The 17808-nt window shown below is 30.5% G+C and carries 17 protein-coding genes; 5 read left to right on the forward strand and 12 right to left on the reverse strand.

Annotated features, from left to right (window positions below):
- Nucleotides 1-8: 8 nt before the first annotated feature.
- Both JAO71_RS15980 and JAO71_RS11255 read left to right on the forward strand, forming a co-directional pair.
- Nucleotides 9-149, forward strand: coding sequence for a T9SS type A sorting domain-containing protein (locus JAO71_RS15980; RefSeq protein ID WP_394370865.1), 141 nt, complete (start codon nt 9-11; stop codon nt 147-149).
- On the forward strand, nt 150-956 hold the full coding sequence (locus JAO71_RS11255) for a DNA/RNA non-specific endonuclease (RefSeq protein ID WP_203000886.1): 807 nt from the start codon (nt 150-152) through the stop codon (nt 954-956). It abuts the gene before it with no gap.
- 8 nt (nt 957-964) lie between these two features.
- Here the strand turns inward: JAO71_RS11255 and JAO71_RS11260 are convergent, their stop codons facing one another.
- The 4 genes from JAO71_RS11260 to gcvP form a co-directional block, all read right to left on the reverse strand.
- The gene (locus tag JAO71_RS11260; protein ID WP_203000888.1) at nt 965-1816 is read right to left on the reverse strand and encodes a glycosyltransferase family 2 protein; all 852 of its coding nucleotides are present in this window, start codon (nt 1814-1816) and stop codon (nt 965-967) included.
- A gap of 5 nt (nt 1817-1821) precedes the next feature.
- Nucleotides 1822-2349 (reverse strand): class I SAM-dependent methyltransferase, encoded by a 528-nt coding sequence (locus JAO71_RS11265; protein ID WP_116824208.1) that lies wholly within the window; start codon nt 2347-2349, stop codon nt 1822-1824.
- Nucleotides 2350-2405: 56 nt separating this feature from the next.
- On the reverse strand, nt 2406-3464 hold the full coding sequence (locus JAO71_RS11270; protein WP_028606740.1) for a 3-oxoacyl-ACP synthase III family protein: 1059 nt from the start codon (nt 3462-3464) through the stop codon (nt 2406-2408).
- 93 nt (nt 3465-3557) lie between these two features.
- Entirely contained in the window at nt 3558-6410 is a 2853-nt protein-coding gene (gene gcvP, locus JAO71_RS11275; protein WP_203000890.1) for an aminomethyl-transferring glycine dehydrogenase, read from the reverse strand.
- A gap of 165 nt (nt 6411-6575) precedes the next feature.
- Here gcvP and JAO71_RS11280 point away from each other — a divergent pair, with 165 nt between their 5' ends.
- The gene (locus tag JAO71_RS11280; protein WP_116824210.1) at nt 6576-7403 is read left to right on the forward strand and encodes a UbiA prenyltransferase family protein; all 828 of its coding nucleotides are present in this window, start codon (nt 6576-6578) and stop codon (nt 7401-7403) included.
- On the opposite strand, the gene JAO71_RS11285 is transcribed toward JAO71_RS11280, so the two are convergent.
- The 8 genes from JAO71_RS11285 to purE form a co-directional block, all read right to left on the reverse strand.
- Nucleotides 7386-7640 carry a hypothetical protein gene (locus JAO71_RS11285; protein ID WP_028291505.1) on the reverse strand — a complete coding sequence of 85 codons (255 nt, stop codon included), beginning with the start codon at nt 7638-7640 and terminating at the stop codon, nt 7386-7388. The genes JAO71_RS11280 and JAO71_RS11285 overlap by 18 nt on opposite strands.
- 3 nt (nt 7641-7643) lie before the next feature.
- Complete coding sequence (locus JAO71_RS11290; RefSeq protein WP_028606743.1) at nt 7644-8198, reverse strand: sigma-70 family RNA polymerase sigma factor; 555 nt, start codon at nt 8196-8198, stop codon at nt 7644-7646.
- Nucleotides 8199-8345: 147 nt separating this feature from the next.
- Nucleotides 8346-9239 carry a TIGR01777 family oxidoreductase gene (locus JAO71_RS11295; RefSeq protein WP_116824211.1) on the reverse strand — a complete coding sequence of 298 codons (894 nt, stop codon included), beginning with the start codon at nt 9237-9239 and terminating at the stop codon, nt 8346-8348.
- Between the two features lie 4 nt (nt 9240-9243).
- Nucleotides 9244-10062, reverse strand: coding sequence for a thiol-disulfide oxidoreductase DCC family protein (locus tag JAO71_RS11300; protein ID WP_116824212.1), 819 nt, complete (start codon nt 10060-10062; stop codon nt 9244-9246).
- Complete coding sequence (locus tag JAO71_RS11305; protein WP_028291501.1) at nt 10059-10391, reverse strand: hypothetical protein; 333 nt, start codon at nt 10389-10391, stop codon at nt 10059-10061. Before JAO71_RS11305 ends, JAO71_RS11300 begins: the two co-directional genes overlap by 4 nt.
- A 55-nt stretch (nt 10392-10446) precedes the next feature.
- Entirely contained in the window at nt 10447-10950 is a 504-nt protein-coding gene (locus JAO71_RS11310) for a GbsR/MarR family transcriptional regulator (protein WP_028606746.1), read from the reverse strand.
- Between the two features lie 98 nt (nt 10951-11048).
- On the reverse strand, nt 11049-13079 hold the full coding sequence (locus JAO71_RS11315) for a M3 family metallopeptidase (protein ID WP_203000892.1): 2031 nt from the start codon (nt 13077-13079) through the stop codon (nt 11049-11051).
- 551 nt (nt 13080-13630) lie between these two features.
- Nucleotides 13631-14113, reverse strand: a complete 483-nt coding sequence (gene purE, locus JAO71_RS11320; protein WP_028291498.1) for a 5-(carboxyamino)imidazole ribonucleotide mutase — start codon at nt 14111-14113, stop codon at nt 13631-13633.
- Between the two features lie 242 nt (nt 14114-14355).
- Between purE and JAO71_RS11325 the strand changes: the two genes are divergently transcribed.
- Both JAO71_RS11325 and JAO71_RS11330 read left to right on the forward strand, forming a co-directional pair.
- Complete coding sequence (locus JAO71_RS11325) at nt 14356-16038, forward strand: hypothetical protein (protein WP_203000893.1); 1683 nt, start codon at nt 14356-14358, stop codon at nt 16036-16038.
- A gap of 191 nt (nt 16039-16229) precedes the next feature.
- Nucleotides 16230-17753 carry a hypothetical protein gene (locus JAO71_RS11330; RefSeq protein ID WP_203000895.1) on the forward strand — a complete coding sequence of 508 codons (1524 nt, stop codon included), beginning with the start codon at nt 16230-16232 and terminating at the stop codon, nt 17751-17753.
- Nucleotides 17754-17808: the final 55 nt, after the last annotated feature.

Consider the following 17808-nt stretch of genomic DNA (forward strand, 5'->3'; position numbering starts at 1 on the left):
TATATAACATTTTAGGACAAGCTATACAATCGTTTGATTCTGTTACAACTCAAGAAGTGTCTATGTCTGCATTAACATCTGGAATTTATATTGCAGAAATAATAGAAACCTCAGGAGTAAAAACAACGCTTAAATTTGTGAAGCAATAAATGACTAACAAAACTATATATTCTTTGTTGACTGCTTTAGTTGTCATTGCAACTTATGGTATTAAAGAATATCTTGATATTAAAGACAAAGCAGAAGTTGTTTCACAAGGAGAAGCAGTTAAATCTGATACTAATGAGTATTTTTTACCAACTAGTACAACTGGTCAAATTGTACATCATGATGGTTACAGTTTAAGCTATAGCGAGCCACATGAACAAGCTGAATGGGTTGCTTATGAGCTTAAAAAAACGCATTTAAGTAATGCTGATTTTAAACGTCCTTATTTTGAAATTGATGATGCTGTAAAAACAGGAGCAGCACACTGGCGTAATTATAAAAAATCAGGATATGATCGTGGTCATTTGTGTCCTGCAGGAGATAGGAAGTATACTAAAGCTGCACATGACGAAACGTTTTTGACTAGTAATATTTCGCCCCAAATACATAATTTTAATGCTGGAGTTTGGAATAGATTGGAGCAAAAAACAAGATATTGGGCTAAAAAATATGATGGTGTTTTTGTAGTTACTGGAGGGATTTTAAAAGGGAAAATGAAAACTATTGGTACAGAAAAAGTTGCTGTTCCTAATCAGTTTTATAAAGTATTGATAGATAATAATTCAGGTCAAACTAAAGTTATTGCTTTTTTAATGGATCATCAAGAGTCTGATTTACCATTGTATAAATTTGTTACTTCTGTTGATGAGATAGAGCAACTGACAGGTATTGATTTCTTTGCGGAATTAGATGACGTTAAAGAAGATAAATTAGAAGCTTCTAGTAGTTATAAAGGTTGGAGCTTTTAAATTTTATACTAAGCTTTAAGCTTTTGTTTTACTCCATTCCAGCGTAATTTTCTAATGTATTCTCCTTCGGTTTTAGTTACTAAATAATCAGGTTTATTAATTTTAGCTTTTAAATACCCAATAATATAATCTTTAAAATATCGGAAACTTTTCTTTTTAAAACCCATTTTTAAAGCTGTAATTAAAGTTAATAAAAATCCGTAACGCATTTTGTACATTGCTTCACCTTGAAGGTATTTAGCGCTTTTATTATAGCTAGCTCCTGTGGGTTTTAAGTGCTTAACATGTAAAGAGTCATCTAAAACGATATTCCAGTTGTTGTATTTTGCTAAAAGCTCATCTATGGTATCCCAACCCATTGCGGTTTTAAGCTGTCCTATGTCTTCAAAACATTCTTTTTTGTATGCTTTTAAAGCACCTCTAATGTGGTCTTTGCTTGTAATAGATTCTAAAATCCAATCATCATTTTTTCTAATGTAGCAATAGCCAGCAACCATACCGATAGTTTTATCTTTATTAAAATGAAATGCTAAAGTTTCAAGATAATTTAAAGGAAATATCAAGTCGGCATCAAACTTACAAATAACATCATAGACTTTATTGGCTTTAGCGAAGCCTTTGTAAAACGCATTAATGATTTTTGTACCTGGTAAATGTTTGTTTGACGAGGTGACATTTACCAATTTTATAAAATTGAAACGCATTTGAAATTCTTCAACAATACTCCTGGTTTTGTCAGTTGAATTGTCATTAACGACCACAATTTCATGTGGAGCTAATGTTTGATCAACCAATGATTGAAGTGTTAATCCAATAGATGTTTCTTCGTTGTGTGCAGGAATGATAATTGAAAACTTCATATTATTTATTTAGAAATTCTTTCGGCATAAATAATATAATATCTTGGTGTAAACCATCTTAGAATTGGTCTAATTCCAAGTTTTTTAGTTGGATTAGTCCATTGTTTTCTATCAATAATTTTCCATCCCGTTTTTTCTAGTAACCAGTCTAATTGCCAATCTTCAAACTCATGGTAATGTCTGTCCCATTGGTCTGTTTTACTTCTATAAGCAGAAGCAAACCATAATCTAAGAGGTACACTTATGACTAATTTATTTGCCTTAATATTTTGTAAAACAGTAAAGGGATTAAGTAAGTGTTCAAAAATTTCAAAAGCAGTAACGACTGTGGCTTCAGAATTCTTGATGCTCGAAACATCAAAATCTAAATCTTCACCTTTAGTGTTTTCGACATTGTAATTATTGGCTTTTAATATTTTAGTAAACGGATTTTTGACACCTAAATCTAAAAGTGATTCAGATTTTGATATATGTTTTTCTAAAAATTGATACGTTAATTTATAACGCTTATGCGGAAAAGTTTGTTCGTACATTAATATGTTTCATTTTAATTTCCGCTACAGCGAAAACCTATTGAAATTAGTGATCATTAATATTTGTAAACGATAGCATTAATATTCATACCAGCACCTACACTTGCAAAAATAATAATATCACCTTTATTAATGTTTTGATTGTCTAGTTTTCCTTTTAAAATTAAATCATATAAGGTTGGGACTGTTGCAACGCTAGAGTTACCAAGTGTGTTAATACTCATTGGCATAATACCTTCTGGCATGTCCATGTCATGTAATTTGTAAAAACGTTTAACAATAGCTTCGTCCATTTTTTCGTTAGCTTGATGTATCAATATCTTTTTTACATCTTTGATGCCATAGCCACTGTTTTCTAAGCATGATTTTATGGCTAAAGGGACGTTTGTTAGAGCAAACTCGTATATTTTACGACCATACATTTTTATGTATCGACGTTGACTTGTAGATTCTGGTTTATTGGTTTCTCCAAAATATATGAAATGGGCTTCGTCTAATGCAAATGTTGCTGACTCATGTGCAATAATTCCTCCTTCTTCATCAGATTGTTCTACAATGACAGCTCCTGCACCATCACTATAAATCATAGAGTCACGATCGTGTTTGTCTATAACTCTAGATAGTGTTTCTGTACCAATAACTAAACAGCGTTTGGCTATACCAGACTTAATAAAAGCATTGGCTTGAATAACGCCTTCAATCCAACCAGGACAACCAAAAAGTAGGTCGTAACCTACACATTTTGGATTTTTAATTTGAAGTAAATGCTTAACACGAGAGGCTAAACTAGGCACTGTGTCACTTTGGTCAGAGTCATGTTTTACATCTCCATAATTATGTGCTACAATAATATAGTCAATACTTTCTTTATCTATTTTAGCATTAGTAATTGCTTTTTCAGCAGCATAAAAAGCGATATCAGAATTTAGTAATTCTGGTTTAATATAGCGTCTTTCTTCAATACCTGTTATTGCTTTAAATTTTTTGACAATAACTTCGTTAGGGCTATTTATTTTTGAACCATCTGCATTTAAAAATTCGTGATTGTAAAAATCTTCATTTTTTTCTATGGTACTTGGAATAAAACTTCCAGTACCTGTAATCTTAATATTCATAAAAAGAAATTGCCTTTAATAATTTAACTGCTAAGATAAGCAGTAATAATTAAAGGCAATTTTAATTGGTTATTTTTTTACGATGTCCAACGCTTAATTAGCGTCTGCATATTCTTCTATTGGAGCACATGTGCAAAATAGGTTACGGTCACCATAAGCATCATCCACACGACGTACTGAAGGCCAGAACTTACTGTCTATCACGTAATCAAGTGGGTAAGCTGCGGTTTGACGCGAGTATGGTAATAGCCATTCATCGTTAGTTAACATAGCTAAAGTGTGTGGTGCATTTTTTAACGGATTATTATTGTCATCCTTAGTTGCTGCATCAATTTCTCTTCTAATAGAAATCATTGCATCGCAAAAACGATCCATTTCAGCTTTACTTTCGCTTTCTGTTGGTTCAATCATCATGGTTCCTGCAACAGGAAAAGATACAGTTGGAGCATGAAAACCATAGTCCATTAAACGTTTTGCAATATCAACAACCTCAATACCATGCTCTTTAAATGGACGACAATCGATTATCATCTCATGCGCAGCACGACCTTGTTCTCCAGAATATAAGGTTTCATAAGCACCTTGTAATCTGTGCTTGATATAATTAGCGTTTAGTATAGCTATTTCGGTTGATTTTTTTAATCCTTCAGTACCTAACATCTTTATATAACCATAAGATATTAAGCATGCTAAAGCAGATCCAAAAGGAGCTGCAGAAATAGCTGTTATAGCTTGGTTTCCACCAGTTTTTACAACTGGATTTCCAGGTAAAAATGGCACTAATTGTTTTGCAACACAAATTGGTCCAACACCTGGTCCACCACCACCATGAGGTATAGCGAATGTTTTGTGTAAGTTTAAGTGACAAACGTCTGCGCCAATATTTCCAGGATTTGTTAATCCAACTTGAGCATTCATGTTGGCTCCATCCATATAGACTTGACCACCATTATCATGTATTAATTGTGTGATAGTTTTAATTCCAGACTCATAAACACCATGAGTGGATGGATATGTAACCATTAAAGCAGCTAGATTATCTTTATGTAATTCGGCTTTTTCGCGTAAATCATCTACATCAATATTACCGTCTTCATCAGCTTTAGTAACCACAACTTTCATTCCAGCCATTACTGCACTTGCAGGATTGGTTCCGTGAGCAGAACTAGGTATTAAACAGATGTTTCTATGATGATCGTTTCTAGATTCGTGATACGCTCTAATAACCATTAAACCTGCATACTCACCTTGAGCTCCAGAGTTAGGTTGTAAAGAGGTACCTGCAAAACCAGTAATTTCTGTTAATTGATCTTCTAAAGCTGTAAGCATTTGTTGGTAACCTGTAGCTTGGTCTTGTGGTACAAAAGGATGAATACTTCCCCAGTTTGGGTTACTTAAAGGTAACATTTCTGAAGCAGCATTAAGCTTCATTGTGCAAGATCCAAGAGAAATCATGGAGTGGTTTAAGGCTAAATCTTTACGTTCTAAACCTTTTATGTAACGCATTAATTCGGTTTCAGAATGATGCGTATTGAATACGTCTAAAGTTAAAAACTCAGATTGACGTTGTATGCTGTCTTGTATATTGTTTGCCTCTGTAAAACTATCGATTGTTACAGTCGGCTTTGTTTCCGCTTCAGCGAAAATTGCTATAATTTGATTGATATCTTTTACAGAAGTTGTCTCGTTGATTGAGATTGTAACCGTATTGTCATTAGGATAATAGAAGTTAACCTCGTGCTTTTCTGCAATTGTTTTTACAGTTGAAGCATTAGCTGTAACCTGAAGCGTATCAAAAAATGAAGTGTTTAATTGCTCAACACCCATTTTAGTTAAGGCATTGGCTAATGTTGACGTTGCATTATGTACTTGATTTGCAATAAAAGTTAATCCTTTTGGTCCATGATAAACTGCATACATACCAGCCATAACTGCTAATAATACTTGCGCTGTACAAATGTTAGAGGTTGCTTTGTCACGTTTAATGTGTTGTTCTCTGGTTTGTAAAGCCATACGTAAGGCTCTGTTACCATTAGCATCTTTAGTTACACCAATAATACGTCCAGGAATATCACGTTTGTAAGCTTCTTTAGTTGCAAAATAAGCTGCGTGTGGTCCTCCATAACCCATTGGAATACCAAAGCGTTGTGTAGTACCAACGACAACATCAGCTCCAAATTTACCAGGAGCTTCCAGTTTAACTAAACTTAAAATATCTGCAGCAACAGCTACTTTTATATTATTGGCATTTGCGTTTTCAATAAAACTTTTGATATCAGTAATTTGACCATCTTTTCCTGGGTATTGTAACAAGGCTCCAAAAAAGTCTGATGTGAAGTCAAAGTCAGTTTCACTACCAATGACAAGCTCAATACCAATTGGTGTCGCACGTGTTTGTAATAAAGATAAAGTTTGTGGTAAAATAGCATCACTAACAAAAAACTTGTTAATACCTGCTTTTTTCTGGTCACGAGCTCTAACCGAAAATAATAAACTCATGGCTTCTGCAGCAGCAGTACTCTCATCTAAAAGAGAGGCATTTGCTAGTTCCATTCCTGTTAAGTCCGTAATCATGGTTTGGAAGTTTAGTAATGCTTCTAGACGACCTTGAGCAATCTCTGCTTGATAAGGTGTGTAGGCAGTATACCAACCTGGATTTTCTAAAATGTTACGTTGTATAACAGCAGGTAAAATTGTTGGATGATACCCTAAACCAATATAAGTTTTGTATGTTTTGTTAAGTTTTGACAGATTGTTGATGTGGTTAGTGTACTCGTATTCTGTCATTGCTTCGTCTAAATCTAAATCTTTTTCAAGACGAATTGGAGCAGGTACAGTTTGAGAAATTAATTGTTCAATTGAATCTGCGTTTACTGTTTGAAGCATTAGTTTTTGGTCCTCTTCTCTAGGTCCAATGTGACGTAATGCGAAAGCGTTTGTATTCATTGTGAGTTGTGTTGTTAATGTCCTAATTTAATAGGACTGACAAAAAATTATAGTTGCTTTTTTAATGTTTGCAAAATTAACGAAAACTAACAGTAAAATTTTGTTAAAAATTGAAAGTTTTCAACTAATCCACACCTTTATTAACAGATTAATTATTTTTGTGCTGTGAAGTGGTTAAAACAATTCTTAGATTTTTACTTAAACAGCAGTATACATGTTGCTTTTGCAGTGTACGCTTTAAGTGTAGTGACTTTAAAAAGATTTGGTGTTATTTATGATGTTAACGTGTTGTTTTTTAACTTTTTTGCTACTATTACAGGTTATAATTTTGTAAAGTATTTTGGTATAGCCAAATGGCATCACAGAAGTCTTGCTAAGTGGTTAAAAGTGATACAGGTTTTTAGCTTGCTGTGTTTTCTTTTAATGTGCTTTTTTACTTTAAAATTACAAGAAGAAACATTAATTACCATTGCTATTTTTGCTGTAATAACTTTTTTATATGCCATACCTTTTTTACCTAAAACTTGGTATTTAGATACACAACAAAATTTAAGAGATATTAGTGGTTTAAAAGTTTACGTAATTGCCTTAGTCTGGAGTGGTGTAACAGTTGTATTACCTTTAGTAAATAATAAAGTTGCTTTTAGTGAAACGGTTATTATTACAGTTGCACAACATTTTGTTTTTGTGATGGCTTTAATGTTGCCTTTTGAGATCAGAGACTTAAGATATGATAGTATTAAGTTAGCTACTATACCACAAAAAATAGGAATAAAACGTACCAAAGTTGTAGGTTTTGGATTGGTCTTACTATTTTACTTTTTAGAATATTTTAAAGATAACATCCAAAGTAACTATTTGCTTATTACGTTTGTAATAAGTCTGATGTTAGCTATGTTTATTTATTTTTCTGGTAATAATAGAAATAAATATTATGCTTCATTCTGGGTCGAAGCCTTACCAATAATTTGGATGTTATTGATGCTTGTCTAATTCTTTATTGAAAGCAGATTTTATAGAGTTTTTTTCTGAAGAGGTTAAGTTTTTAGCCTTTACTTTATCAATTAAAGCTGTAAGTTTTGTGTTGTTTTTAGAGTGTTGTTTGCACATTGCACAAAATAGGGTGTGAAATTTAAATTTCACTTTTTCCCATAACGTTGCTTCATGGTATTGTGATTTGTCACAAATGTGTCCGGATTCCTCACAAGAAATCATAAATTTTTTCATCATTTTTTAAAACCAATTATTTTGTAAACAATCTGCCATAGATACTCGTGCTCTGTGTATTATGACCCATAGATTAGACGAAGTGATTTCCAATTCATTACAAATTGTTTCTGTTTCATAATTTAAAATGGTTTTCATTTCAAATATTTTAGCTTGTTTTTTTGGAAGTTTAGATAGACAACTGTCAATAGCGTCTGCTAGTTCTGTGTTTTCTATTTGGTCTTCTGCAGTTTTGTCAAATGGATCTGCAACACGTTCTTCTAGCCAATCACCTTCGGTTTCATTATCACTATTATATGACATTCTAACTTCAGCCTTACCTTTGTTTGAGTTTATTTTACGATAATAGTCAATGACTTTTCTTTTTAAAATTGAAACTAACCAAGTGCGTTCACTTGCTTCTCCTTTAAAATTTTTCATACTTTTTAGACCTGCTAAAAAAGTTTCAGAGACTAAATCTTGAGCAATAACTCGGTCATTTACACGTGTTATAGTGTAATTAAACAGATAGTCACTGTATAAATCAATCCATTTATTAGGATCTATTTTATGGTTAGGCATATCATTTTTGTTTTTCTTTTTCAGGCTAAATGTAGTAAAATTAGAACAAAATAATTACTATTTTTTACAGGTAATAATTTAATACCTATAGTTGTTTAAATGTTAAACCTACAATAATGCATATAATTATTCTTTTTAATTCATATTCTACAATAAATCTTTTAATGCCGTTTGTATGTTTTTATATTTAAAAGTATAACCATTTTTAAGAAGTTTTTCTGGTATTACGTTTCTACTTTTAGTAACAAGCTCAGTTTCCGTTCTTAAAAAAAATGCTCCTAGTTTTAATAACCAAATAGGATGAGATACACCAAATGGAATATTTAATATTTGTCTTAAGCTATACATTAATGTTTTATTATCTGTTGGTTCTGGTACGCAAAGGTTAAATACACCTTCTAAATTTTGGTCCATTAAAAATTGAATTGCATTTGTAAAATCGTCTTCATGTATCCAACTTACTTTTTGTTTTCCTGAAGCTTGTTTACCACCTAAACCAAATTTTGTCAATTGTTTTAATGGTATGATTGCACCTCCTTTTTTGCCTAAAACAATTGAAGTGCGTAATATTACTTTTTTTGTTTTTGGTGTGATTATGTTATTAAAAGTCGCTTCCCAAGACTTTGCGATATTCATAGAGAAATCGTCACCAATAATTCCGTTTTGTTCTGTATTTAGTTTGTTGTAAGACCCTTTGTAGATTGTTGCAGTAGAAGAATTAAACCAATATTTTGGAGGATTATTACATAGGTTTACAGCTAATCCTAATAAATTTGTTGTGTCTATTCTAGAATTGTAGATTGCTTTTTTGTTTTTATCTGTGTAGCGACAATCAACAGATTTACCTGCCAAATTAATTAATGCTTCAGCGTTTTCTAAATGTTTAGTCCAAGGACCTAATGTTGTGCCATCCCAAAATATTTCATTTTTAGATTTTGGATCTCTGCTTAAAATTATAACCTTAAAATTTTGTTTTGTAAAGTAGTTGTTAAGTGTTTGACCTAAAAAGCCAGAACCACCTGCTATGACTATTGTTTTCATGATTTTAATTCAAAATGATTAGCAATGCTATTAGTCTGTATATTATCCAAGTATAGCAAAGGAATAAAGGTAGTTTTAGTAAATTAATACGTCTATAATGTTCATAAAACATAATGATTACTGTTGAAGCAAAGTATAATATAATAATAATTTCAGGACAATTTATAAAGGTGTTAATTATCAGAAGAGGTATAATTATTAAAGAACCAAATAAGGATACAGACATTAAGTTGCCTATATAATTTAAAATTTCTTTTTTACTAAAATGTCTTATAAACAGTATTTGAAAAATGATCTGACCAAAAGCTAAAATTAACTCTCTTAATATTGTCGATTCTGGAAGTTTAGGTATCAATTCAGAAAATTTAAATAATATTAATCCTGTAAATAAAATTGAAAATATGATATAAGTTACTCTGTATTTTATGTTAAAACTTGGAACACATTCAGAGTTTTTGTTTTCGGATATTTTGCTTGGAATAATTACTTTTCTGTTGTATGAAATAAAAGAGTATATTTTTTTTAAAAATATATTTATTGGTTTGAAATTTCCTATTCTTTCAATTAAAGGAAATGAATTACCTATAATTTTTAAAAGACTATCAATACCATAAATTACTATTTTCTTATTATTGTCAATTAAAGCTATTTCATCCTTAGCACGATTTATATCAACAAATTTCTGTTCATCTTCGTTTAAAAGTTTAAATGGTTTTCTTCCATTGTTATCTAGCATTTTGGTTTTTATGAAACCCTTAGTGTAAACCTGACAAAGTGGACAATCTACATCGTAAATTAATGTTTGGTTGTGTAATGTTTTCATAATGTAATTTCTTTTAATTTATGTAGTATCCAAACAAAATATACTGCTAGTGTCATTGGTAAAATAATGATGTCTAATAACCATATATCATCAACACTTTCTTTAAAAAATAACCATCTTAAGCCATATATTATTACAAATAACCAATATGTCTTTAAATGTTTTTTTTGATTATAATCATAGTTTTTCCATAAAACGAGAATACCAATTGCACTTAATATTTGTATTATACCTAATGCAATTTGAGCATATAAACCTAATATTATTGTTAAATAAAAAATGGCTGTTGTAATCAGTATTATTTTGTTGAAGTAATAAAGTTTTTTCACATTTATTGTATTTATTAAACTTTCAAAAAATATTGAAAGTTTGTATTAAATTTTTTTATTTAAATAGTTTTAATAAAGATTTTGTAATCCAATTTTGTTTTTGATTTACTAATTTATTAATCATAATGTCCATAGTTTCGGTTAGTTCATGAAGTGCTTTGGTTTGTTTAATAAGCTCTTTTGTTTTAGCAGTTCCATCATCTTTAATGGTCGACACCTCTTCTAAAACTTTAACAACAGGTTTAATTTCTCTTCGACTACGTTCAACAGCAACAATCCTAGCTAATTCTTGAACATCTTTTTCGGTTGTAAAAAATTCTTTACGCTCGCCTGCTACTAATGTTTTAGTTACAATTCCCCAATCCATTAATTGTCTTAAATTCATGCTAGTGTTTCCTCTAGATATTTTAAGATCTTCCATAATCTCTTCCATAGATAATGGTTTGGTCGAAATAAATAAAAGCGCTTGTATTTGAGCCATAGCTTTATTGATTCCCCAAAGTGAACCTAAACTTCCCCAAGTACTAATAAATTTATTTTTTGCCTCTAAATATTCCATGTCACAAATATATCAATTAATTTTAAACTTTCAATAATTATTGAAAGTTTATTTAAAATAAAAAGAAGGCTAAGTTAATAACCTTCTTTTTTAATCTATTATTTTATTAAACCAGCACGCTTTAAAAGTGCTTCAGGTTTAGGTTCTTGACCTCTAAAACGTTTGTAAAGTGTCATTGGGTTTTCTGTTCCTCCTTGAGATAGGACGTGATCTTTAAATTTAGCAGCCACTTCTTTATTAAAAATCCCTTCTTCTTTAAAATACTCAAAAGCATCAGCATCTAATACTTCTGCCCATTTGTAGCTATAGTATCCAGAAGAGTAGCCTCCTTGAAAAATATGTGCAAAAGCAGTACTCATGCAATTGCTTTTTACCTCAGGATATAAATTAGTGTTTTCAAAAGCTTTAGTTTCATAGGCTTTAACATCTTCAATTAATGATGGATCTGTACCATGCCAGCTCATATCTAATAATCCAAAACTAATCTGACGTAAGGTTTGCATACCTTCATGAAACGTTGCGCTTTCTTTAATTTTATTAACTAAATCCATTGGTATGACCTCGTTAGTTTGGTAATGTTTAGCAAACAGCTCTAAAGCTTCTTTCTCATAACACCAATTTTCAAGAATTTGACTAGGTAATTCAACAAAATCCCAATAGACACTTGTACCAGATAAACTTGGATAAGTCGTATTGGCTAGCATACCATGTAAGCCATGACCAAACTCATGAAACAATGTTGTTACCTCATTAAAGGTTAATAAAGAAGGTTTACTTTTTGTTGGTTTAGTAAAATTACATACGTTAGATATGTGTGGTCTTTGGTTGACACCATCTTTAATATATTGAGGTTTAAAAGAAGTCATCCAAGCTCCATTACGTTTTCCAGGTCTTGGAAAAAAATCTGCATAAAATAATGACACAAGATTATTGTTATCGTCTAAAACCTCAAAAGTCATCACATCTTCATGATATTTGTCTATGGTTTCAATTTTTTTAAACTGAAGTCCAAATAATTTATTTGCCACAAGGAAAGCGCCTTCAATAACATTTTCAAGTTTGAAATAAGGTTTTAATTGTTCATCATCTAAATTGAATAATTTTTGTTTCAATTTTTCAGAGTAGTAAGCTGAGTCCCATTTCTCTAATACGTCAATACCATCTAATTCTTTAGCAAAATTTTGAAGATTAGTAAACTCACGTTCAGCTGCAGGTTTAGCTTTTTCTAATAACTCATTTAAAAAAGAAGTTACTTTTTCTGGTGTTTGTGCCATACGCTCTTCAAGTACAAAATCTGCATGTGTTTTATATCCCAACAGGTTAGCGCGTTGGTGTCTTAACTTAGCAATTTTTAAAACATGTTTTTGATTGTCATAATCGTTATTATTAAAGCCTTTTGCACCAAAAGCTAAAGATAGTTTTTTACGTAATGCTCTATTATCAGCATAAGTCATAAAAGGTATGTAACTTGGGTAATCTAAAGTGATTAGCCAACCCTCTTTGTTTTTACTTTCGGCTAATTGTTTTGCAGCTTCAATAGCACCTTCGGGTAAACCAGATAAGTCCTCTTGATTTGTAATTAACATTTCAAAAGCATTTGTTTCGGCAAGAATGTTTTCGCCAAACTTTAATTTTAAACTTGCTAATTGCTTGTCAATTGCTCTTAATTCTTGTTTTTTGTCTTCAGGTAAATTAGCTCCATTTCTGGAAAAACTTTTATACTTTTTATCTAGTAAAGTACTTTGTTCTGTAGTAAGATTTAATTGGTCTTTATTATCAAAAACATGCTTAACTTTTTTAAATAAGTCGTTGTTTAAAGTAATGTCATTACCAAACTCTGATAAAATAGGAGAGATGTCTTGAGCTATTTTTTGAATTTCATCATTAGTTTCAGCCGAATTTAAATTAAAAAAGATACTAGTAACGCGATCTAATTGCTGTCCAGAAAACTCTAGTGCTTCAATAGTATTTTCAAAAGTTGGTTGTGCAGTGTTTGTAACGATTGCATCAATCTCTTTTTTTGTGGCTTCTATAAGTTTTAATATGGCTGGTTTGAAATCTTTATTTTGAATTAAATCAAAAGGTGCTGAGTTATAATTTGTTGTAAAATGGTCTATAAGTATGTTCATTTTTCTTAAAAAGAAATTTTTTGATGTTAAAATTAAGTTTTTTATTGCTTACTAATGATTTAAATGTGTATTTTCGCAAAGATTTTTTCCCGTGAGTTGGTTACTCACTTAAAAATTATTGATTAATAGCGATAAAAAGCCTCAGATACTTCTGAGGCTTTTTTTTGTTAAATACGTATTTAAACGTATAAATATTACGTTTTAACTAATAATATGAAAAAACTTTAACATTTCTCTTGATTTAAATGAAAAGTGACGTTTTTGCAACTGTTTTTTAAATGTGAGTGTTTATTACTCATAATATAGAAAATAATAGCGATGGAGGCCTCAAACTTAGTTTGGGGCTTTTTTTGTGGATTTCAGATCGCAATTCAACAGTTTTATTTGTGTTTAATCGAATTCGCTTATTTCTCTACTTAACAATTATTTAAATACAAGGATATGAAGCAACTTTGTAAATAGTTTTTTTGATGTGAGTATAAATTTCCTCATTTAGAAAAGATTAATAGCGATTGAAAACCCCAACTAAGTGTTGGGGTTTTCTGTTTTTACTATTTTATGTCTTTTGCAGCTTGCTCTACTTTTGCTTTTAAGGCTTCTTTATAGTCTATTATTTTTTCTAATACAGAAGGATCTGAAGCTCCAATTATTTGAGCTGCTAAAATACCAGCGTTTTTTGCTCCGTTTAAAGCTACAGTTGCAACAGGTACACCACCTGGCATTTGTAATATTGATAATACAGAGTCCCATCCATCAATGGAGTTGCTACTCTTAACTGGTACACCTATAATAGGTAATGGACTAAGCGAAGCAACCATACCTGGTAAATGTGCTGCACCTCCAGCACCAGCAATAATGACTTTAATACCATTTTTATGTGCGTTTTTACTAAAGTCAAATAATTTTTCGGGAGTACGATGTGCAGATACTATATCTACTTCAATCTCAATATTAAAATGATTTAAAATATCAATAGCATCTTGCATGACTGGCATGTCACTATTGCTTCCCATAATTACAGCTACTTTATTCATCTTGTGTGTTTGTTAGTTGTGTTTGATTTTAAAATTATTTCAAAAATACGTTTTTATAACGTTTAATTAATTTCTGTCTTATCATAATTTTTTTGTCTTGATTTTTTCTGAAAGTTGGATTGCATTTCGTGATATATCTACTGCATTTCACGACATTTATTTTTATAACCCTTGATTTTGTTAGAGTTTTGAAGTGTTGATCAGCATAATGTAAAATATCCAAAATACTAAAATACTATCCAATGAAGTTACAGTCTATTTTAATTGTTAGCATATTTCAGCTAATGTTTTCCTTTTTATTTGCTCAGAAATACGAAAAGTCATACCAACAAAATATTAATTATAAAACCAATAACAACAACGGGAAAGATTTAAACTTAAATTTTGCTTGTAAGTATGATGCCTTTCTTGGTGAACCACTTTTTAGCTCAAGAACAAAAAAAATATCTGAAGGAGATTTTATTGTATACAATAACCAAAAATACTATAGAAAAGATATTGGAGACAAAATATTTAATCAGGTAGAGGTAGGATTAATTAATGTCTCGTTTGACATTTATCAAGGCTCTAGAAAAATTGCAACTGTAAAACTTGAAAACGAAATTTCTGTGTCTTTTATACCTGGAAGTCCAGATTGGGACCAATTATGGCCAGGAGTAAGCGAGGACAATGTAAAAAAAATATGGAAGGAAGGTTATACAATAAAAAATGCTAAGCTTTACAATGTCAAGTTTACAGGTTTTAGTGCTTTACAAAGCTATTTAAACAAAATAGAAAGCGATAAAGCAAAAGAAATTGAAGATAAAAAGAAAGCAGAAGAAAAGGAGAAAGAAGAACAAGAAAAAGCGGATCAAGAACAACAGTTAAAAGAGGAGGAAGAAGCCGAAAAACTTATAGCAGAAAATAAAAAACAAGAGGAAGAAGATTTAGAACGTGCTAAAGAAGAAGAAAGAGAAAAAGCAGCAGCAGCTGAAGCAGAAAGAAAACGAACAGAAGAGCAAGAACGAATTAGACAAGAAAAAATTAACGCCTATAACAATAGAATTGCTAACCAGAAAAAAGAAAATAATGCAATAGCAGCTGCTTCTGCTGCATCTTCGGCTAGTTTTTTATATCTACTAGGAGGTGTTATTTATAACAAAATGGGATTACCTGGTAAAGACTTATATACAGGTAATAATTTTCATATAAATTTTGATTTTGGTTACGGTGTTTCAGCTTTTCCACTATCCTATAATAGTGTTAGAACCGCTGTCGATTATAATGGAGATGAGCAAACTACAGAAGAAGAGACTACTGTTTCTGCAATAACAGTTGATTTAAGATTAGCTTTTAAAGTTGGATATGAAGTAGAAAATGGAGGAGGTAATATATACGGAAGATTTGAACCAGGTTTTTCACCTATTTTCACTGATTTTAACACTAGTCATGGCTATGGAGCAGAAATATTTGGTGGTCATAAAAATATTAAACTATATGGTAGATATGAAATGGGAACTCATAGTTTTTCTTCAAACAACTGGATTGATCCTGAAGAAATTGGTGAAGGTGGGAAGTCTTCTACATCTTACACACAATTGAGAGCAGGTTTAAAATTTTCGTATTACCGTAATACAAGAACTGCAAAAAGAGATCACATAATCTTAGGTATAATGGAAAACTATTTTGATGAGAACTCAGCAGAAGTGTTTTCTTTTAGAGAAGAACCAGGAGAGCCACTTATTAATCTAAATGGTAATATACCAAATTATGTTGCATCAGGTTTTTTCTTCGAGTGGAAAAGAGATCATACCCATAGATTGTATTTAGAAGTGTTTTCTAACTATCCTTCTACAGGAGACATTGGAGGTGTTTCTAATGACGGAAGTATGTTTTTACAGGTTGGATTTTCTAGATCAATAGAAGGCTTTTTTGGAAACAAATAGAAAATAATAATTTTAATTGGATTGATGCTTTTTCTATAATAGAAACAATCAGTCATAAGTCTAGAATGATATAAACAGGTGATTGCTTAAATGCTAATAGAGATATAACCTTTGATAATGTTAAATTTAAAGATAAAATGAAAACGCAAAAAAAAATAAGTATCATATCCTTCATTCTCTTACATAGTGTTTTGAGTTTAGCACAGGGCAATAAATATGATCACATCGACAGCAAAAAGTTATATAAGGTTTTAGCAAATGATACAGTTGTGTCTACCTATGAAAAACTGTTATTATACAAGGTTTCAGAATATGATTTTGGCGAAAATTCCAATGGTATTGTTATACAGCCTCAATTATTAGACGATAATATTAATAAAATATTTAATACTGTTGTATTTGCTAACTCGGATTTAGCTTCAAATGGATCTTCTATTGGTTATCAAAAAAATGACTCTAAAGAAACTGTATCTGTTAATAGTGTTACTAAACTAAGTTCGTCATACAGCCATTTTTTTAAAATTGGTATTCACGCCAAAGGATCCTCATCTCCATTTAATTTGTATAATAACAATACTTGGAGTAGTGGTGTTGGCGCGACATTGGGTTATATCTATAAACCTAATAATTCTTCAACTTCTTACAACGATAACGAAGCTGAAAAACTAAGCATGAAACGATTAAAATTTGTTGATTCGTTAATGAAGATTAAACTTTCTTATGCCAAAAAATTAAAAACAATAAATACTTTATTAAGTAAACTGGATACAAGCAAAGCAACTTATTATCATAAAAAAGATAGTTTAGTTACTATAAAAAAAGAGATAGAGACATTTAATTCTATTTTCAAAAATGTAAATCCAAATCTAACATTAACTAATTATCATAATAAGTTACTTTATAATTCCAATCTTTTACCTGATACAGTTTTTGTGTTGAAAAATGGTAGGTCTTTAAACGAGTTAGAAAAATCTGGAGGTGAAGAGTTTGTTAAAGCTATAAATTACATTGTGGAAGAATTAACAAGCTTCGATAAAAAAAACGACATCACTTATGGGTATTCTTTACATTGGTTTGATGGAGATTTCTCAATAACTAATGAAAGCTACAAGTTTGAAGAAGCTAATATAGATAATGTATTATATGTGTCTTTAAACGATAGTTTAAAGTTTGATAAATCTAAAAACAAACTAAAAATCACAGCTCAGATTAATTATAATTACACTACTAAAAATAATAAAAGATTATTGTTTTTTAAAGCAGGTATAGCATTTCATAATGGATCATTTTTAAGTTCTAATTTGCTAAATGGAACACCAAAAATAGATGAAAACCAAAATATAATTGACGAAAGTAATATTGAAGATAATGCATTAAAAGGAAATTTTAATACTATAGACAACACTATGAGTTATGGTAGTTTTAGTGCTTATGGAGCATTGTTTTTTGGTAAAACTCAAAAATTTGGGGTAAACTTAAATCTCAGACATAATTATTTAATACAAAAGCCTGACGAAGTGTTTTATAAAAACAATTTCACTGCTTTAATTGGTCCAATTTTTAAAGCAACAGGAAAAGAAGACAAAGGTGTTGTACTTGGTATTGATATTGGTTTTGATAATTCTATTTACAATACAAAAATAAATAAGGACTTTACTGCTAGATTACGTGTTGGTATTCCTTTTAAAATATATTCAAAATCAAAAAGTAAATAGCAGCAAAGTTTAACAATAATTACAATAAGTCGCTTAGATTTTGACTCAAATTTAT

Origin of the sequence: Olleya sediminilitoris (assembly GCF_016785945.1) — a bacterium.
GTDB classification, from domain to species: domain Bacteria; phylum Bacteroidota; class Bacteroidia; order Flavobacteriales; family Flavobacteriaceae; genus Olleya; species Olleya sediminilitoris.